This is a genomic window from Rhizobium sp. O111, from assembly GCF_055616315.1.
On sequence record NZ_JBSHXL010000003.1, the window covers coordinates 363,829 to 384,745 of the forward strand.

The following is a 20,917-nucleotide window of genomic DNA, read 5'->3' on the forward strand; positions in this document are numbered from 1 at the left end:
CCGGAGGACGAATGAACATTCAGGTTGGGTCAAGCGTGCGCGATAAACCGAAGCGCCGCCTTAAAATCCTTTATATCCAGCCTGGAACGAGCGCGTTTGCCGGCATAGAGCGGGTGGTCGATGCCGTCTGCGCGATGCTGGCGGACCGATATCCGGATGATTTCGAGGTTGATGTCCTTTACACATCAGTCCATAAAAACCGCCCCACCGAAGCACGCGGCTATCGCAGTATCGACCGGGTCGCGCGTAGCAGGATCGAATTGATCCGGACATTCAGGAGCGTCATCAAGGCGACAGATTACAGCCTCGTCGTTGTCCCGCAAATCGAGCCGACCGTCATGTGCATGGCGGCTTGCCTAGGCCTGAAGCGCCGGTTTGCCGTGCATCTGCACGGGAATCCGAAGCGCGAGGCGGCCCATTTCAAGGCAAAGGTGCTGTTCTTTTTGATGCGGACCTATTTCCTGTCTCGAGTGTCATATGTTTTTGGCACCTCTCCGAGGCAGTTGGAGTCTTTCAAGGAGATGTTCAACAGCAAAACACCACAAGTGTGGGTGCCTAATCCGGTGCGGTCTTTTGATCTTGACAATGGATCAGCTTCCGACCAGTCGTCCGACGTGGTCACATTCGTCAATGTGGGGCGTTTTGCCTTTCAAAAGGGCCAGGACATTCTCCTCCATGCGTTCTCGAGGCTCGTCAAGGTTCGTCCAAACGTCAGACTGAAGGTCGTCGGATACGGCAGCGAGGAAGCCAGTCTGCGCGCTGAGATCTCAAAGCTCGGGTTGGATGAGGTTGTCCGTATCGAGCACTATCCTAGCAGCCCTGAGCCCGCTCTTGCGACAAGCGATGTTTACGTCTCGACATCGCGATGGGAGGGCTGGTCGCTTGCTATATGCGAGGCATTGCGTTTCGGCTTGCCGGTCGTATCCACGGACTGCGACTTTGGGCCTAGCGATATCCTAGTGGACAGTCGTCTTGGCCGGCTCGTCGCGTTGGATGGTGGCGCGACGTTGGTCGAGGCAATGATCTATTACTGCGACAACATAGCGAGCGAAAAGGCGCATTCTGATTTCCGGAAAGCCTTCATCGAAAGATACAGCCCGGAACGCGTGGTTGAAATTCACGCGCAGGCGCTTCGTTCGGCTGTCCAGGAGCTTGCATAGAAACAACCGTTGGAACGGGGCGCGCACATGATGCAACTATTCGATCGACGTCGGTTTCTTCAAGGTGCATCCACCTTGCTAGCGATGCCGTGTGGAGGCTTTTCATCCGAAGCGGCAACGACAAATGACCCGACGGCATCCAGGAACATCGTGTTCGAGGATCGATTCAATTCGCTCGACTGGTCAATCTGGAACGCCGGGCCGAAAGCAACCACAGACGGCACCGGATTCTATGGCCGCTCGGCCTTTGCGACCCGACACGGAGAGGAAGGGTTCAATCCATATTCGATTGTCGATGACGATGCTGCCGAAGACGGCAAGGCACTGCAGATAGCCGCCAAATACATTGGCCGTCCGATGGACGTGCGCAAGTATTATGGGAACTCTCTGCCCGAATTTCAGTGGATTTCCGGAAGCCTCCAATCCGCACGCAAGGATGGGGTGGTTCTAAAAGGCTGGCGGAAGGGTTACTTCGAGGCCCGAATGTTGTTTCCGCGTCATCCCCTAACCTGGCCGGCATTCTGGTTGCTGAACGGTCGCAGTATCCTGGAGCCCAAAACCAGTATTGAGCTCGATGTCGTGGAGCACAAGGGATGGGAGCCGACTGTTTATGGGACATATCTTCATGAATGGGGAGGCCCGGACGCAAGTAGCAGAAGCACGGGCGTTGAGACGTCAGTCGACATGACGGCGGGCTATTGCCTCTACGGCATGCTCGTCGATGACACACGGTGCGTCCCGTACTTCAATCGCAAACCAGTGGTGGATACTAAGACGGGGCAAGTTGCGAACTGGCCGATCACACGGTCCGAACGGCTGGACGATGAGTTTGACGTGTTCTGGCCCCTTTTGACGCTTGCGTTGAGAACCGACGTGCCGTTTCCACAACCTTTGCGGGACGAGGATAAGTTGACGCATATGCGTGTGGACTATTTTAGGGTCTATACCTGAGGGCAGAAGGCGATTGCCCATTCAATTGACAGTTTAACTCGTTGCTAAGTTGGGGCGCTTCATCGCCCCGGAATTGTGAGGTCGAATGCGTATTGTGATGATCGGCTCGGGCTATGTCGGCCTCGTCTCGGGGGCCTGCCTCGCGGATTTCGGCCATCATATCACCTGCGTCGACAAGTCGGCCGCCAAGATCGACGCGCTAGAAGCAGGCCAGGTACCGATCTTCGAACCCGGCCTCGACACCATCATCGCACAGAACCGCGCCGCCGGACGCCTGGATTTCTCCAAGGATCTCGCCGCCCCCGTGGCCGCCGCCGACGTCGTCTTCATCGCGGTCGGCACGCCCTCGCGCCGTGGCGATGGTCATGCGGACCTCAGTTACGTCTATGCCGCCGCGCGTGAAATCGCCGCATCCGTCGAAGGCTTCACCGTCGTTGTCACCAAGTCGACGGTCCCCGTCGGCACTGGCGATGAGCTTGAGCGCATCTTCCGCGAAGAGTTTCCCGACAAGGACATCGAGGTCGTGTCGAACCCGGAATTCCTGCGCGAAGGTGCCGCCATCACCGACTTCAAGCGCCCCGACCGCATCGTGCTCGGTACCGAGGAGCCGCGTGCCATCGAGGTCATGCGCGAAGTCTACCGCCCGCTCTATCTCAACGAAGCCCCGCTCTATTTCTGCGAGCGCCGCACCTCCGAGCTGATCAAATACGCCGCCAACGCGTTCCTCGCCATGAAGATCACCTTCATCAACGAGATCGCCGATCTCTGCGAGCAGATCGGCGCCGACGTGCAGAAGGTCGCGAAGGGCATCGGCATGGACAAGCGCATCGGCGACAAGTTCCTGCATGCCGGTCCAGGCTACGGCGGCTCGTGCTTCCCCAAGGATACGCTGGCGCTGGTCAAGACCGCGCAGGATCATGACAGCCCGATGCGGCTGATCGAGACCACCGTCGCCATCAACGACAACCGCAAGCGCGCCATGGGCCGCAAGGTGGTCGCGGCCTGCGATGGCAACGTGCGTGGCAAGAAGATCGCCATCCTCGGCCTCACCTTCAAGCCGAATACCGACGACATGCGCGATGCGCCCTCGATCACCATCATCCAGGCGCTGCTCGACGGTGGTGCCACCGTCCACGTCTATGATCCCGAGGGGATGGATGCGGCGAAAGACCTGCTCGGCCCGGTCGTCTACGGCAGCGACCCTTATGAGATCGCTGAAGGCGCCGATGCGCTGGTGCTGGTCACCGAATGGGAAGAGTTCCGCGCACTCGACTTCAAGCGGCTAAAGACGCTCGTCAAGACGCCGGTGCTGGTCGATCTGCGCAACATCTATCCGATCGCCGAAGTCACGAGACATGGCTTCAGCTATCAACCGGTTGGGAGAAAGTCCGCCAGGGGATGAGAGAACCTGACTCCAGGAAGTTTCTTCTAATCGACGCCAATCTCCGAAATGGTGATTGGATCGTGGTTGGACAAATGGTTATCGCCGCAACTGGCGTAGCAATCTTCAATGGCTCGGAGTTTCAAAAACAAAGAGCAGTGACTTCCTCGTCCGCGATTACACTACCTTTCTCGTCTACTATGTGACGGCTTTCAAGCGAAACTTCCTTCCAGCTCACTCGGCGACAATTTTTAAGCTGCACGTGGCGTAGGCGATGAAACAACGTCTATGGTCTCCGCAAGCGAGCTTAGGTCAGAAAGCGGTGCAAATGGCTCAGGCTTCGCTGTTGATTTAACGTACGATTGCTGGTTCCAGATTGAATGCAACGTTGCTTCGTAAGCTACTCACATTGCCTTTCCAGATCCAATAGAGGTCTGCTGAACATCTCCCTTGGCGTTTGAAATCCTAGGCACTTGCGCGGCGTGTCATTCAGCCTGTTACACAGGGAACGGATCTCCTGATTGCTGACATCCAGTACGACCGTTTCTGGCGGCAGGTATCGTCGAACACGCTTGTTTGTGTTCTCGACCGTGCCCTTCTGCCAGGGAGCCTGGGGGTCGCAGAACCAGGCGGTCGTTCCCATGCCGTGCTCGAGCTCGCGCCATGACACGAACTCCAGTCCTCGATCGAATGTCAGGCTTTGCCTGGCTTGGACGGGCAGGGGTGCGAGATGCCGGATCAACTGGTTCATGATCGGCTTCGAGCGCCGGTCATTGTTGCGAAACAGCAGAGTGTAACGGCTCTTGCGCTCCACGACGGTGGCGATGTTTGCGGCGCCATGCTCCTTTCTGAAGATCATCAGATCCGCTTCCCAGTGACCGAATTCACTTCGGGAATTGATGATGTCAGGTCTGTTGCGAATGGCGCATTCCATTGGAAATACGAGGTTTCTTGGTTTGCGTGCATATCTCGGCCGCCGTCTGCGGCGTCGTTCAGGCAGGTGACGCGCCAATTGCTGATCCTGGCCTTCCTGCGAATAGACGTACTGATAAATTGTCTCATGGCTCAGCCGGGTGGCGGCACCACCGGCAAGCCGCAGCCGCCCGGAAATCTGTTCCGGAGACCAGCCATCCTTCAAGCGATCTATCACGGCGGCACACAGACCAGGATCCCGCAGCAGCTTGCGGTATTTGCGGCGTCGGTCGACCGCCATCCCATGTGCAGTGACGTGCCAGTATCCTTCGGCAATCGGAACGTCACGATCACGCCAGAAATTGCGTCGCAGTTCCCGGCAGATCGTCGAGCGATCGCGGCGAAGGGCGCGCGCGATCTCCGCTTGACTGATCTTCTTCTCATGCATCCGCGCGATGATGCGGCGTTCATCCAAACTCAACTGCACAAAAGAGCGGGCCATTCCATCCTCCTGAAACCATGGCCATTATTGTCCTCGTTGCATTTGAAAATGGAATCTGCCCCGGTGTGAGTTCATGCTGAACCGCGACTTGCGGGTTCGGCCAAGCTAACCAGCATAACGAATCTGCGCGAGCAGTTTCTTTCGAAAGACCTCTGCTGGCGTTCGATAGCCAAGGCATTTGCGCGGCGTCGCGTTTAGCCGGTTGCAGATCTCGATGAGATCGGCATCCGTGATGGATAAAGGGTCGACATCTCTCGAAAGCCATTTCCGCACTCTGCCGTTGGTGTTTTCGACGGTTCCTTTCTGCCACGGCGACTGCGGGTCACAGAACCAGGTCTGTGTACCGATGCTGGCTTGCAGATAAGGCCAGTCGGTGAACTCCGTGCCGCGATCAAAAGTGATGGAGCGACGCGCAAGATGGGGCAGGGCTTGCAGGGTCTGGACGAGGCCATCCATGACGGGTCTGGATTGCCGGTCATTGTTACGCAGGAAGATGGCAAAGCGGCTCACGCGTTCGACGAGCGACGTCACATTGGCTTTTCCGAACTTCTTGCGGAACTGAATGAGATCGCATTCCCAGTGCCCGAACTGCTTTCGGTCAGCGACAGTATCAGGGCGGCGCAGAATGTTGAGTTCCGGGCTAAACCGTTGGCCATGCTTGCGTCTTGCATGTCGAGGTCGCCGCCGAGCCCGATGTTCGGGCAAATGTCGCCACAACTTGATCGCCTGACCATCGGCCGAATACGCGAACTTGTAGATCGTTTCGTGGCTCACCGAGACGGGATGTCGCTCTAGCCGCATTCGGCCGGCGATCTGCTGCGGCGACCAACCGTGCTTGATCCGATCAATCACCGACTGACGGACGCGCGAGAACCGCGCCAGCTTCCTCAGCTTGGCGCGTCGTTCGCAGGCCATGTCATGCGCTGTTACACAGTAATAGCCGTTGAGATCCGGGATGACCTCATCGGTGAACATGTTGCGCTTGATCTCCCGGAAAATCGTCGAGCGATGGCGCCCAAGCTTCTCGGCGATGGTGTCAACAGTCAGGCCCGCCATGCGCCAGCGGGCGATCTTACGCCGTTCATCCATGTCGATGTGGGAGTAGGTGCGTTTCATTGCAGCTTCCTTGCGAGTGACAACCCATTGGTATCATTCGCAAGTCGCACTTCATCCTTGAACCCACCCCTGCTACATGAAATGTGGCAGCCATGTTGAAATGTCCGCCGATATGCAAAGTAGAAATGTCCGACTGGTCGCTACACGGCACACCGACCAGCCCCGATCGGAGCGGCTAATCCCGCTTGCAAGATCAGATCGGGGCGGGTGGCAAACACACCTCTTCGGCTTTAGCTTTGAGGTTATTCGACCTTCAGCTCACTCCGCGGCTGCCTGCTTCAACAGCGCCTTTTTGCGCCGCGCAATCACCGCGGGATCATTCATGAAATCCGTGCTCCGTCCCGGCTTTCGACCCCGTGGCTGGTAACCGATCTTCTCGCTATTGGTCTTGACGACCGGCGGCACATGCTGGTCCTGACGCTCCTTGACGTAAGCCAGAATATCACCGAGCCGCTTGTTCTCGGTAATTGCCGCATGCGTTACCCGCTGGTCCTTGTCGAACACCGTATAGGGTAGGGAGTATCCTTTCCAGCGTACATCGAGGCGACCATCCGCATAGGCATAGGTCTCGACATAATGGCCAACCAGACCACGCGTCACGTCGGTCTCCGCCAACATGATCCGCTTGCGTTCAAACGAAAACGTCAGCTGTGTTCCGACGTAACGCTGCTCGCGTTTACATAGGATCTCGGTCAATCGATCCGGCGCCAGATTCAGCGGCCGGTGCAAATCATCGCAACGGGCAGGGACGATGGAAAATCGCGCATTATACCGGCTCATGAAACTCGCCAGAAACGCGTTGCCAGTCTCCATGTCATCGATCCTGGCCAGTCGCAGCGCCTTGACCAGGCGATCCTGCAATGTCCGGTTCATCCGTTCGACACGACCCTTGGCTTGGCTGGAATTTGCGCAGAGAATCTCGATGTTTAGCTCGCAAAGCGCACGCCCGAACTGCGTCATGGCCTGGCCGCCCTTGGCATCCTTCCTTGCCACTCGGAACACCGAATGCTTGTCTGAATAAAACGCGATTGGGGCACCGTGCTCACGCAAATAAAGCCCTAGCGCTTCAAAGTAGGAAAACGCACTTTCCGATCGCACAAACCGCAATTGCATCAACTTGCCGGTCGCATCGTCGATGAACACCAATAACGTACACGGATCGCCACGATCTTCGAACCAGCGATGGTCGGAGCCATCAATCTGCACCAGTTCGCCATAAGCCTCGCGACGCAATCTTGGCTGATGGAAGGTCCGGCGCTGCTTGCGCGACAACCAGATGCCGGCATCGATCATCCAATGACGCAACGTCTCGCGCGACACACACAATCCATCCCGCTCCGCCAGCATCTCTGACGCGAGGGTCGGGCCAAAGTCTGCATAACTTTCCCGGACCAGCGTCACCGCGTAATCCCGAACGCCGTCGCTGATCCGGTTGTTCGATGGACGTCCGATCGCCTTGTGGCGGATCGATGCGGCTCCTCCAATGCTCATCCGGGTCAACAATCGGCGCACCTGGCGCGTGCTCACGTCAAGCACATGCGCCGCCGTCACCATCGTCATACGGCCAGCCGCCACCTTCGACAAAACCTCGATCCGCCGCAGATCCCGCTCGCTCATCGCTATCAATCCCATCTGCTCGTCTCCGCGTTATCAAACGCGGGGAGTGTGACACTCTAACTTTGCTAAATTAGGACATTCTAACTTTGCGGCTACATGAAAAGATCGCATAAGATAGCTTATGGAACTTTACACCATGAGCTAGCGTACCAGATCATGTGAAACCGGACCAAGACCAGATTATCAGGAACGAAACGCCCATAATTGGCAAGGTAGCCAGATCAGCGGGAAAAAAGCAAAATCATTCCTACTAAGAACCGTGGCGTGAACTCGCGCCGACGGCAACAGCCGATCAATTGACGTCTGCACCCAACTGGAACTGATCTGCTCTGTCCGCTGTCACGGGCACGTGCTAAGTCGTACCCTTAGTCGGACTGATCCGAACTGTGATACACATCAAGAAATGACACATTTGACCAAGCCTTACAGGTGAGCGCCTGAAAAAGGCATTTGAAACGTTCTGGCGACCTGCGAAGGTCGAATGATCAGAACGCGCGAATGGCCGCAGACGAGTTTCCTAACAAGCTCGGACCTTGCTGAGGACACCTCGTCCACCATATATGATGCCGATGAATGATTCGAAAATCTTCGTTGGCCTGAGGCCAATCCGCAGCAGCCGTGACAAGCCCACCCAGCCGAGCGGGCCTAAGTGCCAATGGGACGGCTGCGAAAATTCGGGAACTCAAAGAGCGCCGGTAGGCAGTGCCGCCGAGGGACTTTACCTCACCTTCTGTCTAGAGCATTCAAAGGCATACGGTAAGGGCTACAGCTATTATCCAAGCCATTCGGATCCCGCTATAGCAAGGTACCAGCTCGACGCGGCTGCTGGTAAGATAGGCACGCGCGGTGTACGAACGGACCAGCCAAAATTCGAGACCCCGCTGCCGTCGTCCGTCCCGTCGGGATCAGCGAAATCACTGAGAGCACGAGGCAAGGCGAGCCAACAGAACGCGGCAACATCTTCGCGGACCCTCAAGCCACTTGAGGCAAAGGCCTTCGAAACGCTTGGGCTTCAACAAACAGCAGCGCCTGAGGACATCAGACAACGATACAAAGAGCGGCTGAAGCTACATCATCCCGATGCAAATAACGGCAATCGGCAGTCAGAGGACCGACTGCGGGCGACGATCGAAGCCATCAAGATACTGAAGTTAAACGGTTTTTGCTGACGTAGGAATTTCGAGCGAGCCCTCGTTGACGTTTTACGCGGAACAAGACGGCTCTACGATCCCGCTCTCGATGTGACGTTCTACTAGCCTGCTTGAATGCGCCGCTCGATTACCTACTGCGCCAGGTGGCGTTGGAATGGACTGCACTTTGGTGATCACTCTTCCAAATTCAAAACTTTGGCGGCGGACCCCTCGCTAATGCGAGGGTGATTGGATGCGAAATATTTAGCTAAATACCCCTTGGTTCGCCCCTCACCTTCGTTCGATCAGCATCGTCAGCTCCCGTGCGACACGGCGGCCGGAGATTGAGATGTCTGGAATTGCTGCCAGGCATTCACGCGTCACATCATCGACGATGTTGAGCACACGAAACCCCCGTCCGCAGGCAAACCGGTCGTGGACGAAATCCAGCGACCCGCGGGCGTTTGCCTTCGCTTCGACCACGATCGGAGCACGCGTGCCGACAGTACGGCGTCGGGTCTTCCGCTTGTGTACTGAAAGCCCTTCCTCGCGATAGAGCCGATAGATGCGATTGACGCCGGACGGCTTTCTTTCACGGCGAATCAGGACGAACAGTCGACGGTAGCCGAAACGCCTTCGCTCATTAGCCAACTCGCGCAGCCCTGCTCGCAATTCGGTCTCCAACGGTCGGTTCGACTGGTAACGGATCGTCTTGCGATCGGCAGTTATGATCTGGCAGACCCGCCGTTCCGAAAGCCCCATGACGGTCCTCAGGTGAGTGACGGGTTCACGCTTGGCGGCGGGCCCTACCATTTTTTTGGAGAAGCTCGCGGAGGGCGGCCGCATCAAGCATCTGTTCGGCGAGCAGCTTCTTCAGCCTGGCATTCTCGTCCTCAAGCGCCTTCAGCCGCTTCGCCTCAGAGACCTTCATGCCGCCGTATTTGGCTTTCCAGTTATAAAACGTTGCTTCTGATTCCATGCCCGCGGCAAAGGTCGGCCGCCTTCGCGCCGGCCACCTGCTCCTTCAATACCGCAATAATCTGCTCTTCCGTAAATCGCTGCTTCTTCATGCGTCCGCCCTTTAAATTGCAAGCTCGTTAGGCGCGTTTCTTCTTTCGCCTTTGACGAGGAGGTCATGCGTAAAGCTGATGCACAAAGCAGGAGACAGGGCATTTAGACGACGGCTGGCATACTCTTATACGCGGGTTGGGTACCGCATTTCCGTGTGCTCGTCTGGGGCTGCCTCTGTCTAATCTCGGGCATGGATGTATCCGCCACATAGAGTCCGCGAGGGTTCCCCACCGGAGCCCTGCCTCCAACTTTGCACATCAGACAGATGATTGAGTTTCTCGATAATTTTCCGCCGACGGTCGGCGCTTTAAACCTTTGTTGCAGGAGCGACCTCCTGCCCAATCGCCCACAGAACGCGGCCATTTCTCGCGCAATGGCGGTGACCGCGACGACCTTCGGCTTGCCTGCCGCGATTAGTTTTCGATAGCGCGCGCAAAGCCGTATTTGGCCTTTCCAGGCAATCTCGCGAACTGTCCTTGGCAGTCCCTCCAGCCGTGCCTGGATCGTCGGGCTTACCCGTGCAGGGAAGCGATATGTCCAAGCCCCTTCAATGAGAACTCTTCGAGCCCTTGTGTTACCCGCCTTGGTAATCCCACCACGCTTGACCCGTTCGCCCGTCGAGCTCTCCGACGGCACGAGGCCAAGATATGCCATCAACTGACGGGGATTATCAAAGCGCCTGACGTCGCCGATTTCGACGACAAAGGTGACCGCCGTCATGAACGCGACGCCGCGCATCGCTTGATAGGCGGCCACAACCGGCGCCATCGACCAGGAAGCTGCGGTCTCCGCCACCAACTTCGTTAGCCTGTCCAGACGCACGCCGGCATCCTCGATGGCCTGGCAATATTCTGCCAACAGGATTTGGTGGGCGGGGTGATCAAATCCCTGGCACGCCAGCCACCGTACATGGGCGCGCGTCCATGGCTTGCGTCCGGTATAGATGCGGCCGTGACGCAACAAGAAAGATTGAAGTTGCTGACGCGCCTGTTTCAGCGCGTCGTTGGCAGCTTCGCGGGCTCGTACCAGGTCGCGGATCGCCTCATGACCTTCGTCCGGAACCCAGACCGAGGTCAGTTCGCCCGCCCGGTGCAGCCGCGCCAGGCTTACGGCATCCCGGCGGTTTGTCTTCACCCGGTCGCCCGCACGCCTGGGCACGAGCGATCGTGCCACCACCACGCAGTCGTGTCCCAGTTCGATAATCTGACGGTAAAGGCCGTAACCGGTCGGACCTGCTTCGTAGCAAAAGTGAAGCTTCCCTCCACGCTTTGAAAGTCTGTTGACCATCGACGTCACAGACGCCGGTTCCGAGGAGATGTCGCCAAAAAACCGCACCTCGCCGTTGCGCGCTCCATCGGCAACCGCAACTGAAATCTTCGACTTGGATGTATCCAGGCCAATGAAGAATACGCTATCTTCTTTCATGGTTCGCCCTCGCTAAGCATGGGGCAAGGCTCCGGCCAATCCAGAGCAACCCCCGAATTCAGCTTACCGCGGGGGCGGGCCACACTCACCCCGCGAACATACGGTCTAATCCATTCTGGAGGAAATTCGCAGTGGCAGGTCAACTTGGTTGGATTTCACGAAAAAATTGCACGATGCTGGCGCATTGTCAGATGATGCGTATCTGCTTAATATCAGCTTCCGTATTGAAAATCTGCACGAAGCTCGGTGGACTGCGGGTACGTATACTGATCTGAAGCCTCTCGAACAGGTGCTGAAAGCGACCGAGACCACAAAGTCACGACAAATCGACAAACTCGCAAACTCTTTTGGGTCTTTCGGTTAAATAATTGCGGCATAGACGATACAATACGCGCAATATTTTGGCTGCCTATAAAGCTCCAGACACTCGGATCGAACTCGACCTGGTTGTCTGATTTTTGTCACTTCGAGAGCACCGTCGGAACTCCATTCAGGAAGACGTCCAACTCCATTTCAACAACTGTTTGGATGTTGTCGACAGGCATGTCGTAGATGAACTTCCGGACACCCAAGTAGAAAATGGCCGCATGAAGGCCCCATACCGCCTCGACCTCGAGAGTGGTGATTGGCACATTGGATACCGGCTCACGCTGATACTCCACACGGAGTTCCCCAATGATCACAGAGAAGACCCTCTGCCTGAGGAGCTCGAGATATCGGGTGTTGAAATCAAGTCCCTTGAGGCCTGCGAACATGAACAGGCGCACCCACTCGTACGACAAAATCACTTTTGAGTAATCCTTGTAGAACTCGCGGAGTCGCTGGTGCAGCGTCTTCGTACGATCTTGAAGCAAATCCTCCCAGAACGGATTCCAGCGGCGCATGAATACGGCCTCGTAAACTTTTTCGACCAAAGCGTCCTTGGTCGGAAAGTATCGGTAAAGAAGCGGTTGCGTTATACCCAGTCTTCGCGCCAGCTCCCGTGTGTTTCCCTCAAAGCCAAATTCAGCGAAGAAATTAACGGCTTCGCGGACAATCTCCTGTTCCCTGTCGTCGGGTGATAACCGGCGGCCAGACTTCATGATTTTCCCTCCAAATCCCCAACTTTTCGCGTCTAATTTATCAGTTGCAAACCCCCAAATCAAACACTTCACGCGGTACGCCCCTGCATTTTTTATGATTTAGCCACTTGACCGATGCCAACATTACGCTCAGTTTATCAATCGATAAATAGCAGATGTGGGAGGATGTCATGCTAAATAGACGACAAGTATTGGGTTCAGCAATTGCACTCGCAGGTGCCACCGCTATTCCAGCGCTTGCTCAGGAAAAGCCAATCCGAATTGGTTTCTTGAGCTGCAAATCCGGCGCCCTGGCCGCAGGTGGCCGCCAGATGGAAGACGGTTTCCAGCTGTTTCTGAACGAGCGCAGTGGCAAAATCGCCGGTCGACCCGTTGAATTGATCGTCGCCGACACTGGAGGCCAACCTGCGCTAGCCAAAACGAGAGCCCAGGAACTAGTGCAGCGGTCAGATGTTCACATGGTTGTCGGTCCGGTAGCCGCATTCGAGGCACTGGCAATCAACGATTACCTCGCCGAGGCAAAGATCCCATTCATATGTTCTTCAGCCGCTGCGGAGGATTTGACCCAACGCAAGCTCAACCCTTGGTTCGTTAGAACATCCTCAACTTCGGCTCAGCCCTGCCATCCCCTTGGTGAATACGCCGCCAAGGAACTCGGCTATAAGAATATCATAACGATCGCAGACGATTTTGCTTTCGGCCAAGAGCAAACATCGGGTTTCCAGCGCGTATTTGAGGCGAATGGAGGCTCGATCACCACTAAACTTTGGGCACCGCTCAATGCCCCAGACTACGGCGCATACATTTCGCAAATTGCTGGTGCCGACGCGGTATTCGCAGCATTTGCCGGGGCAAATGGTCTACGATTCCTGCGCCAGTACAGCGAGTATGGGATGGTCGGTCAGATCCCTGTCATCTCAGCGATGACGACGGTCGATGAAGGTGTACTGCACACGATGGGTGATGAGGCGGTTGGCATCGTTTCCGCAGGCTGGTACTCGGCCGCCCTGGAAACCCCTAGCAACAAACAATTTGTCGAAAACCTTAGGAAGGTCACAGGGGTTGACCCCGGCTTCTATTCGGTTGGGGCTTATTCCGCAGGTCTTGCGATCGAAGCAGCACTCACATCGATAGATGGCGGGGTCGACAACAAGGACGCTTTCTTCAAAGCCCTTCGCAACGTTGCTATCGCCAACGACCCGCGTGGTCCATGGAAGCTCGATAAATACGGCAACCCGGTCGAGAACATATACATCCGCAAGGTCGAGCGGAAGGACGGAAAACTGGTGAACACCGTCATCAAAACCTACGACCAGGTATCCCAGTTCTGGAACTATCCCCCGGAGCAATTCCTGGGTGCGCCTGTTTATTCACGTAACGACCCGACACAGATCTAATTTGAAATAGGAAGAGGAGCGTCGGATGATTGTCGATGCACATAACCACGTCATTCCCCGAGGGATTGTTTCGCTTTTCGATGCAGACCCAGAGGCATTTGGTGTCAGAGTTGACAAAGGCGACTCGCAGACGCGTCTTGTCCATCGCGAAGGATTTGCGTATCCGCTGTTCGATGAGTTCCTAAACCCTGCATCGAAAGTCCAGAAGCTCGACGAGCGGGGCTTTGACAAAGCTATCATCTCGCCTTCGCCGACACTCTTCTTTTACCGTGAAAACGCGGAACGGAACGCAGAGTTCGTCCGCACCCTTAACAATGAAGTAGCGGCCTTCGCGGCGTCCGCTCCAACCCGTTTGATTGCCATGGGCACACTGCCAATGCAGTCGCCGGAGGCCTCGGTTCTAGAGCTTGAGTATCTGGTGACTAAATTAGGCATCCGCGCGGTCATGATCGGAACGCATGTGGACGGCATCCAACTTGCCGCGCCGGAATATCGTTCTGTGCTAAAGAAGGCGGCGGAGCTCGATGTCTTCATACTCACACACCCCTACTACTTCGGCGTCAAGCCGGGACTCGAGCCGTACTACCTCACAAACCTGATCGGAAACCCCCTAGACACGGCCGTGATGGCAGCACAGCTGATATTCAGTGGGGCAATGGAGGAAATTCCGAACCTGAAGATCTGCCTGTCTCATGGAGGGGGATTTCTACCCTATCAAATAGGGAGATTGGTTCACGGACAAAAGGTCCGGAAGGAAGCTCAGACCATTGCAACGTCTCCAAAAGATGTTCTGAAGCGTTTCTACTTCGACAGCATTACGCATGATCCTCAGGCGCTTCGTTACCTTATCGACCTCGTCGGTCCGGAGCACGTCCTCTTGGGAACGGACATTCCGTTCGACATGGCAGATCTCACTCCCATGGAAAATTTGAAACACGCAGGCGTGTCAGCATCGGAACTTGATCTCATTCAAGGCGAGAACGCGCTCACCCTCGTCAGCGCCGTTTAGGAAGGAAAAGCGATGTCGGATCAAATTAAGCACCTGTCGAATGGAGCTGCCGAACATTCGGCACCACGTGGCCTTTTTATCGACGGCCAGCACGCACCTTCCAGATCGACAGAGGTAATGGAGATAATCTCTCCGAGCACGGGCAACGTCATCGAGACAGTATCCCTGTGTTCCTCTGACGACGTCGAAGCTGCGGTCGCAAGCGCCCGCCGGGCATTCCAGTCTCCTGACTGGGCTCGAATGTCGGGAAGAACACGTGCCCGTCTGGTGAACAAGCTCGCCGATGTTATGGAGCAGCATCTCGAGGAACTATACCATCTGGAAACCCTGAACAACGGGCGGCCCATACGCGAGACGCGGGCTCAGTTGGCGCGTGTTCCGGACCTTTTCCGATACAATGCAAGCCTCATTATGGCCAAGCGGGACGACGTCATACCCGTGGAAGGAGATTATCTCACTTACACGAAACGCTTGCCTGTCGGGGTGGTCGCGAATGTGACTCCTTTCAATCATCCGCTACTGATTGCTAGCAGAAATCTCGCGCCTACATTTGCTTCGGGATGCACCACCGTTGTCAAGCCGTCGGAATATACGCCGCTCACGACCCTCAGGCTTGCCGAACTCTTCAGCGAAGCTGGTTTGCCACCGGGCGTCTTTAACGTAGTCACCGGAAACGGTGCCGTAACTGGAAAAGCGTTGTCCAGCAGCCCGGGCATCAACAAACTTGTCCTCACTGGCGGAACGGAAGCCGGTAGGCTTGCTGGCGCCGCGGCCGCCTCAAATTTCGCTCGCCAGACGCTCGAACTTGGCGGCAAAACTCCGGTCGTGGTCTTTGAAGATTTCAACGTCGATCAAGCGGTTAACTACGCCGCGTTCGGCGCATTCGTTGGCGCCGGGCAGACCTGTGTATGCGCCGCTCGGCACATCGTTCAGCGGAGCGTGTACGCTGAGTTTGTTGAAAAGCTCGCCGCGAAAACTACTGCCATCCGCATTGGCGACCCTTTTGACACATCAACGCAAATGGGACCCGTGATTTCGCAAAGACAGCGGGCACGGGTGTTAGACTACGTTGAAATTGGCAAGAATGAAGGAGCGCGTCTTGTCGCTGGCGGGGGGATCCCTGCAAATCAGCCTAACGGCGGCTTTTATGTTCAGCCGACAGTATTCGCCGACGTCGATCCCGGTATGCGTGTCGCACAGGAAGAGGTTTTCGGGCCCTTTACCGTGGTTATTCCGTTTGACACGGAAGCTGAAGCCGTGCGCATCGCGAACGACAGCCCTTACGGGCTTGCGGCAGCAATCAGGACTAGGGACGTAGCCCGAGCTCATCGCATCGCGGATCAGATTGAGGCCGGGATTATCTGGATCAACGATCATCATCGAGTGGACGCGGCTTCACCATGGGGCGGCTTCAAGTCGTCTGGCATCGGCCGAGAATTCGGCAAAGAGGCTTTCGATGCCTACTTCGACGTAAAAGCGGTGATGGTCAATGTGGGTGATAAGCCTTTCGACTGGTACGACATGGGCGCAGCCGATGTGCGTCTGAACTAGCCCCATACCCGTTAACCCTTGGGAGTGGAGGAGCACACCAATGTTCTGGATAACCGGACTTTTCAACAGCTTGGCTTTCGCGGCCATTTTGTTCCTGCTGGCCGCTGGATTCTCGTTGATTTTTGGATTGATGCGGGTCGCAAACTTAACACACGGCGCGTTTTTCATGCTTGGTGGTTACCTTGCCACCTCCGCTACAGGGTTTGGATTTGCTGCGGGGATATTCGCGGCGGGCCTGGGTTGCGCCCTACTGGGTGGCCTGGTGCAACATTTTCTGATTAGACGCCTCGCAGGCAAAGAACTTGCCCAGGTACTCGCTACGCTTGGGCTGTCGTTCATTATCGCCGACCAATGCTTGCTCATTTGGTCCGGTGACCCCATCCCAATGTCTCCGCCGCATCTTCTACAGGGTGCGGCGCGGCTTGGCCCCTTTGCATTTCCGCTTTACCGGTTGTGCTTGATCGTTCTCGCTGCTGCTGTTGCAGCTGCATTGTGGATCGGGGTTGAGCGTACGACCTTGGGCGCAAAGATCAGAGCTGCGGTCGACGATCGTGAAATGGCTCGCGCAATGGGAATTCCGGTGCCGTGGCTTTTTACGCTCGTATTCTGCCTTGGCTCGGCGTTGGCAGGACTGGGAGGTGCGCTCGCTGCGCCGGTTATGTCGGTATATCCAGGCCTAGACACCGAGATGCTGCCGCTGGCTTTGCTTGTTGTGATCCTGGGAGGAATCGGCAGCCTCGTCGGTGCACTGATTGGTAGCATCCTGATTGGTGTGATCTACACTTTTGGCCAGGTACTCCTGCCGGATCTTTCCTACGTCATCCTCTTTCTCCCGATGGTCATCGTTCTAGCGGTGCGCCCGGAAGGTCTGCTTGGGAGGCAAGCTGCATGAAAGCGTTATTCGCACTAACTGCAGCGGTTGCTGCGACAGCACTTCCGTTCATTCTACCCGGTCCCTTCTACATTGGCATCGCGACCCAGATACTTGCTTATGGCCTTTTCGCTATGAGCGTAAACGTTCTGGCTGGCTATGGCGGGATGGTTTCACTTGGTCACGCGGCCTTTCTCGGTATCGCGGCGTACGCTTACGCGTTGTTAGTCGGCGCATATTCGTTGAGTCCCGCCTCAGCAGCCATCGTTACCTTGTTCATAGGTACCGCCGCGGCAGCCGTTTTTGGGTTAATCGCGCTCAGGACCAGCGGGTTAAGTTTCCTCATGATCACTTTGGCACTCGGACAGATTGTGTGGGGAATCGCCTTCCGGTACACTGATCTCACCAATGGCGATAACGGCTTAAATCTATCACCCGACCAAGCTCTAGTCGTGGATCCGTTCGGCCTCTACTTTCTTTGCCTTGCAGTAGTCGTCATTTCATTCGGCCTGATTGCAGTCCTCTTCCGATCCCCGCTAGGGGCCGCGATAAAAGGCGTGCGAGATCAACCCCGGCGAATGAATACATTGGGATTTGACACCTGGGCACTGCGCTACCTGACGTACGTTCTTTCTGGGCTCTTTGCCACTGTTGCAGGTATTCTATACGTTCAAGTATTCCGTTTTATTAGTCCGCACGCTCTTTCGCTAGCCGTATCTTCGGAAGCGGTACTGATGGTTATAGCTGGTGGCATCGGCACGTTGTTCGGGCCCCTTTTGGGCGCGGGCGTTGTTGTACTCCTTAAGAACGTCGCGAGCGCCTATACTGATCGGTGGCCGACTCTCCTGGGGTGCATTTTCCTGTTAATCATATTGGCAATGCCTGACGGTTTGCTTCCGGGCGCCAAGAGGGTTCTGCGCAACTTCCTCAGGGTCTTCAACATAGGCACCCGAGACTCATCTCATTTGGCTGAGACGCAGAGGGCGAAATAATGATAGCGCTCGAACTCAACAGACTATCAAAGAGCTTCGGTGGCCTGCATGTCATCCAGGACGTATCCTTTAGCGTCATGGCGGGTGAGCGACGTTTGATCCTTGGCCCCAATGGCGCTGGCAAGACAACCCTGTTTAACCTAATCGCAGGTGACCTAAGGCCAAGCGATGGAACGGTTTCACTGGAAGGGAAAAACGTATCGCATCTCCCCACACATAAACGGGCAGCCCAAGGAATTGGTAGAACTTTTCAGATCTTAACCCTGTTCCCGAAGGAAACAGTTCTCCGCAACGTGATGCTCGCCGGGCTCGGTAGGTCGCGTGATAGGTGGCGCCCCTTCGGTTCGCTCGACACCGACCAAGCCCGCCGCGAAGAGGCGATGGATATACTCGGTTCGGTAATGCTGGATCATCTTGCGATGAAGCAGGTGAGTGAGACCTCCTATGGAGAACAGCGGAGGTTAGAGATCGCTATGGCGTTGGCCCAAAGGCCTAAAGTGCTCTTGTTGGATGAGCCACTTGCCGGTCTATCAAAAGAGGAGCGCAAAGGTGTCGAGCAGCTTCTATTGGCCCTGCCCCGCAGCCTGACCGTTGTCATGATTGAGCATGATATGGACGTCGCCCTCGGCTTTGCTGATCGAATCGCATTGCTGCAAAACGGCAAGCTTCTAGTCGACGGGAGTCGCGATGAGGTCATAGCAGATCCAAAAACGAGGGAGGCATACCTTGCCGACTAACGCTTTGAGAGTTGATTCCGTCAACAGCTACTACGGCGATAGCCATATCCTCCAGAACGTATCTTTCACGGTTGGATCCGGAAAGGTTGTTGCGTTGCTTGGACGCAACGGGGCTGGAAAGACCACCTGCATGAATACCATCGCTGGGTTGATGCGCCCGCGAAGCGGTAGCGTGACAATCAATGACCGTCCAATTGCAGGCTCTGCACCGGAAAGCATCTGCAACGCAGGCGTGGCTCTCGTGCCTCAAGGACGCCGGATATTCCGGAGCTTGACAGTGACCGAGAACCTTCTTGTGGCGAGACGCCGCCCAACACCTCCCGGTCGAGTGGTATGGGACATCGCCGATATCTTTAGGCTATTTCCTCGGCTGAATGAGCGGCGACACAACCAAGCGGATCGCCTTTCGGGCGGGGAGCAGCAAATGCTCGCGATAGGCCGAGCACTTATGACCTGTCCTTCAGTTTTATTAATGGACGAGCCCACTGAGGGTCTTGCCCCTCAGATCGTCGCTGAAGTCGGAAAAATCATCACCGAGCTGAGAAGCTTAGGATTGTCAATTGTCTTGGTGGAGCAGCACACGAACTTCGCTCTGCGTCTGGCGGACGATGTCGTGATCATCAACACCGGCGAGATTGTCGCACGAGCAAAAGCCAGCGAGATCGTGGCGAACAACGAACTCATCCAAGCCTACCTTGGCGTGCATTAGTCACGCCTTCAACTCCGCCAAATGGCGAGAGGTTACGACATCGAATGGAGGTATTGCAATGATCAAACCCGGGCACGCAATCATCATTGGCGGGTCAATGGGCGGCCTCTTCGCCGCTCGTCTCCTTCTTAGCAAAGGTTGGACGGTAGATGTGTACGAGAGGATATCCTCGGAACTCGCGGGTCGAGGCGCCGGAATAGTCACCCACCCAGAACTATTCGAGATACTCAACGCGTGCGGCATCGACAGTGAAAATGCAAGGGTTGGGGTCAAGGTCGAGGGACGAAGGGTCTTTGGCCATGATGGTTCTATAGTCGCGGAGCGACCCCATCCTCAGGTGCTAACGTCTTGGGGTCGACTTTACGCGATATTGAAAAATGGGCTACCGGCCTCCTGTTATCATCATGGCGCGAACTTGAAGTTGGTCAACGTCACGGAAAGCGGCGTTGAGGCAGTCATGGAAGACGGAGCTGTGGCGAAAGGCGACATTCTTATCGCCGCGGACGGTATCTTCTCCACCGTGCGCGCCCAGTTTCTGCCCGAGGTTATGCCTAGCTATGTCGGCTACATTGCCTGGCGTGGGCTCGTAGATGAAAAGGATCTTTCTCCAGAGACAAGGGAAGCTCTCTGCGACCACTTCTCATTCTCACTTCCGACAGGAGAACAGATGCTCGGTTACCCGGTAGCTGGAGTAGACGAATCCACCGAGCCAGGTCAGCGTAGGTTCAATTTTGTGTGGTATCGCCCTGCTGCCGTGGATGGTGAACTAAAGGAGCTCCTGACCGACGTGGACGGCGTTACGCATGCTCTTTCTATTCCCCCAAACCGCATTAGGCAGGAAGTGATCACCGGCATGAGAGAGGCAGCGCAGAATACACTTTCTCCACAGTTCGCTGAGGTAGTCGCTCGAACCACTCAACCATTCATCCAAGCGATACAGGATTTGGAGACGCCGAGAATGGTTCTTGAGGGGCGTATCGCCTTGATCGGCGATGCGGCTTTCGTTGCAAGGCCCCACGTGGGCATGGGTGTGACAAAAGCTGCTGCAGACGCTTTCGCTCTGGTCGAGGCTTTAGAGAACCACAATGATCTCCAGTCCGCGCTTGAGGATTTCGAGTTGAGACGCTTGCGCTTTGGTGAGGCAGTCATCCGACGAGCTCGTCATCTGGGGGCGTACATGCAAGCTCAGATCCTGACCGATGAAGAGCGAGAAATGGCCGAGCGGCACCGCCAGCCCGAAGCGATAATGATGGAAACCGCTGTTTCGACCGGGATAGCGGCGTAACTGACAAAGAGGATATTTT

At 56.0% G+C, this 20,917-nt stretch carries 17 protein-coding genes and 2 pseudogenes; 12 read left to right on the plus strand and 7 right to left on the minus strand.

The features are described from left to right. The first annotated feature begins 11 nt into the window (after positions 1 to 11). From ACVTFQ_RS27455 to ACVTFQ_RS27465, 3 genes are all read left to right on the plus strand, one after another. Entirely contained in the window at positions 12 to 1,160 is a 1,149-nt protein-coding gene (locus tag ACVTFQ_RS27455; RefSeq protein WP_112436883.1) for a glycosyltransferase, read from the plus strand. 27 nt (positions 1,161 to 1,187) lie between these two features. After that, entirely contained in the window at positions 1,188 to 2,111 is a 924-nt protein-coding gene (locus ACVTFQ_RS27460; RefSeq protein ID WP_112436884.1) for a glycoside hydrolase family 16 protein, read from the plus strand. An 85-nt stretch (positions 2,112 to 2,196) separates the two neighbouring features. Further along, positions 2,197 to 3,513 carry a UDP-glucose dehydrogenase family protein gene (locus ACVTFQ_RS27465; RefSeq protein ID WP_283193663.1) on the plus strand — a complete coding sequence of 439 codons (1,317 nt, stop codon included), beginning with the start codon at positions 2,197 to 2,199 and terminating at the stop codon, positions 3,511 to 3,513. A 379-nt stretch (positions 3,514 to 3,892) separates the two neighbouring features. On the opposite strand, the gene ACVTFQ_RS27470 is transcribed toward ACVTFQ_RS27465, so the two are convergent. The 3 genes from ACVTFQ_RS27470 to ACVTFQ_RS27480 all read right to left on the minus strand — a co-directional run bounded on the left by ACVTFQ_RS27470 (position 3,893) and on the right by ACVTFQ_RS27480 (position 7,654). Then, positions 3,893 to 4,906, minus strand: a complete 1,014-nt coding sequence (locus ACVTFQ_RS27470) for an IS30 family transposase (RefSeq protein WP_470424287.1) — start codon at positions 4,904 to 4,906, stop codon at positions 3,893 to 3,895. Between the two features lie 105 nt (positions 4,907 to 5,011). Continuing rightward, positions 5,012 to 6,022, minus strand: a complete 1,011-nt coding sequence (locus ACVTFQ_RS27475) for an IS30 family transposase (RefSeq protein ID WP_470424288.1) — start codon at positions 6,020 to 6,022, stop codon at positions 5,012 to 5,014. A 258-nt stretch (positions 6,023 to 6,280) separates the two neighbouring features. Continuing rightward, positions 6,281 to 7,654, minus strand: a complete 1,374-nt coding sequence (locus ACVTFQ_RS27480; RefSeq protein WP_413397614.1) for an ISNCY family transposase — start codon at positions 7,652 to 7,654, stop codon at positions 6,281 to 6,283. 554 nt (positions 7,655 to 8,208) lie between these two features. On the opposite strand from ACVTFQ_RS27480, the gene ACVTFQ_RS27485 reads away from it, so the two are divergent. After that, the gene (locus ACVTFQ_RS27485) at positions 8,209 to 8,808 is read left to right on the plus strand and encodes a J domain-containing protein (RefSeq protein ID WP_111565443.1); all 600 of its coding nucleotides are present in this window, start codon (positions 8,209 to 8,211) and stop codon (positions 8,806 to 8,808) included. Between the two features lie 252 nt (positions 8,809 to 9,060). Here the strand turns inward: ACVTFQ_RS27485 and ACVTFQ_RS27490 are convergent, their stop codons facing one another. The 4 genes and pseudogenes from ACVTFQ_RS27490 to ACVTFQ_RS27505 form a co-directional block, all read right to left on the minus strand. Beyond that, complete coding sequence (locus ACVTFQ_RS27490; RefSeq protein WP_470424289.1) at positions 9,061 to 9,531, minus strand: transposase family protein; 471 nt, start codon at positions 9,529 to 9,531, stop codon at positions 9,061 to 9,063. A gap of 25 nt (positions 9,532 to 9,556) precedes the next feature. After that, positions 9,557 to 9,839 (minus strand): annotated as a pseudogene (locus ACVTFQ_RS27495) (transposase). Between the two features lie 308 nt (positions 9,840 to 10,147). Next, positions 10,148 to 11,265, minus strand: a pseudogene (locus ACVTFQ_RS27500) (IS110 family RNA-guided transposase). Between the two features lie 461 nt (positions 11,266 to 11,726). After that, positions 11,727 to 12,347: a TetR/AcrR family transcriptional regulator gene (locus tag ACVTFQ_RS27505; protein WP_112950399.1), complete on the minus strand. Its 621-nt coding sequence runs from the start codon at positions 12,345 to 12,347 to the stop codon at positions 11,727 to 11,729. Positions 12,348 to 12,517: 170 nt separating this feature from the next. Here ACVTFQ_RS27505 and ACVTFQ_RS27510 point away from each other — a divergent pair, with 170 nt between their 5' ends. From ACVTFQ_RS27510 to ACVTFQ_RS27545, 8 genes are read left to right on the plus strand one after another with little or no spacing between them, the layout of a single operon-like run. After that, complete coding sequence (locus tag ACVTFQ_RS27510) at positions 12,518 to 13,744, plus strand: ABC transporter substrate-binding protein (protein WP_112950422.1); 1,227 nt, start codon at positions 12,518 to 12,520, stop codon at positions 13,742 to 13,744. A gap of 25 nt (positions 13,745 to 13,769) precedes the next feature. After that, positions 13,770 to 14,753, plus strand: a complete 984-nt coding sequence (locus ACVTFQ_RS27515) for an amidohydrolase family protein (protein ID WP_112982059.1) — start codon at positions 13,770 to 13,772, stop codon at positions 14,751 to 14,753. 12 nt (positions 14,754 to 14,765) lie between these two features. Continuing rightward, a complete protein-coding gene (locus tag ACVTFQ_RS27520; RefSeq protein ID WP_112950401.1) occupies positions 14,766 to 16,304 on the plus strand; it encodes an aldehyde dehydrogenase in 1,539 nt (512 codons plus the stop codon). A 40-nt stretch (positions 16,305 to 16,344) separates the two neighbouring features. Continuing rightward, positions 16,345 to 17,196 carry a branched-chain amino acid ABC transporter permease gene (locus tag ACVTFQ_RS27525; protein WP_112982058.1) on the plus strand — a complete coding sequence of 284 codons (852 nt, stop codon included), beginning with the start codon at positions 16,345 to 16,347 and terminating at the stop codon, positions 17,194 to 17,196. Then, the gene (locus ACVTFQ_RS27530; protein WP_470424290.1) at positions 17,193 to 18,167 is read left to right on the plus strand and encodes a branched-chain amino acid ABC transporter permease; all 975 of its coding nucleotides are present in this window, start codon (positions 17,193 to 17,195) and stop codon (positions 18,165 to 18,167) included. Before ACVTFQ_RS27525 ends, ACVTFQ_RS27530 begins: the two co-directional genes overlap by 4 nt. Next, complete coding sequence (locus ACVTFQ_RS27535; RefSeq protein WP_112982056.1) at positions 18,167 to 18,904, plus strand: ABC transporter ATP-binding protein; 738 nt, start codon at positions 18,167 to 18,169, stop codon at positions 18,902 to 18,904. Before ACVTFQ_RS27530 ends, ACVTFQ_RS27535 begins: the two co-directional genes overlap by 1 nt. After that, entirely contained in the window at positions 18,894 to 19,613 is a 720-nt protein-coding gene (locus ACVTFQ_RS27540; RefSeq protein WP_112950405.1) for a branched-chain amino acid ABC transporter ATP-binding protein, read from the plus strand. The genes ACVTFQ_RS27535 and ACVTFQ_RS27540 overlap by 11 nt, the downstream gene beginning before the upstream one ends. A 58-nt stretch (positions 19,614 to 19,671) precedes the next feature. Then, positions 19,672 to 20,898 carry an FAD binding domain-containing protein gene (locus tag ACVTFQ_RS27545; RefSeq protein WP_470424291.1) on the plus strand — a complete coding sequence of 409 codons (1,227 nt, stop codon included), beginning with the start codon at positions 19,672 to 19,674 and terminating at the stop codon, positions 20,896 to 20,898. Positions 20,899 to 20,917 lie beyond the last annotated feature (19 nt).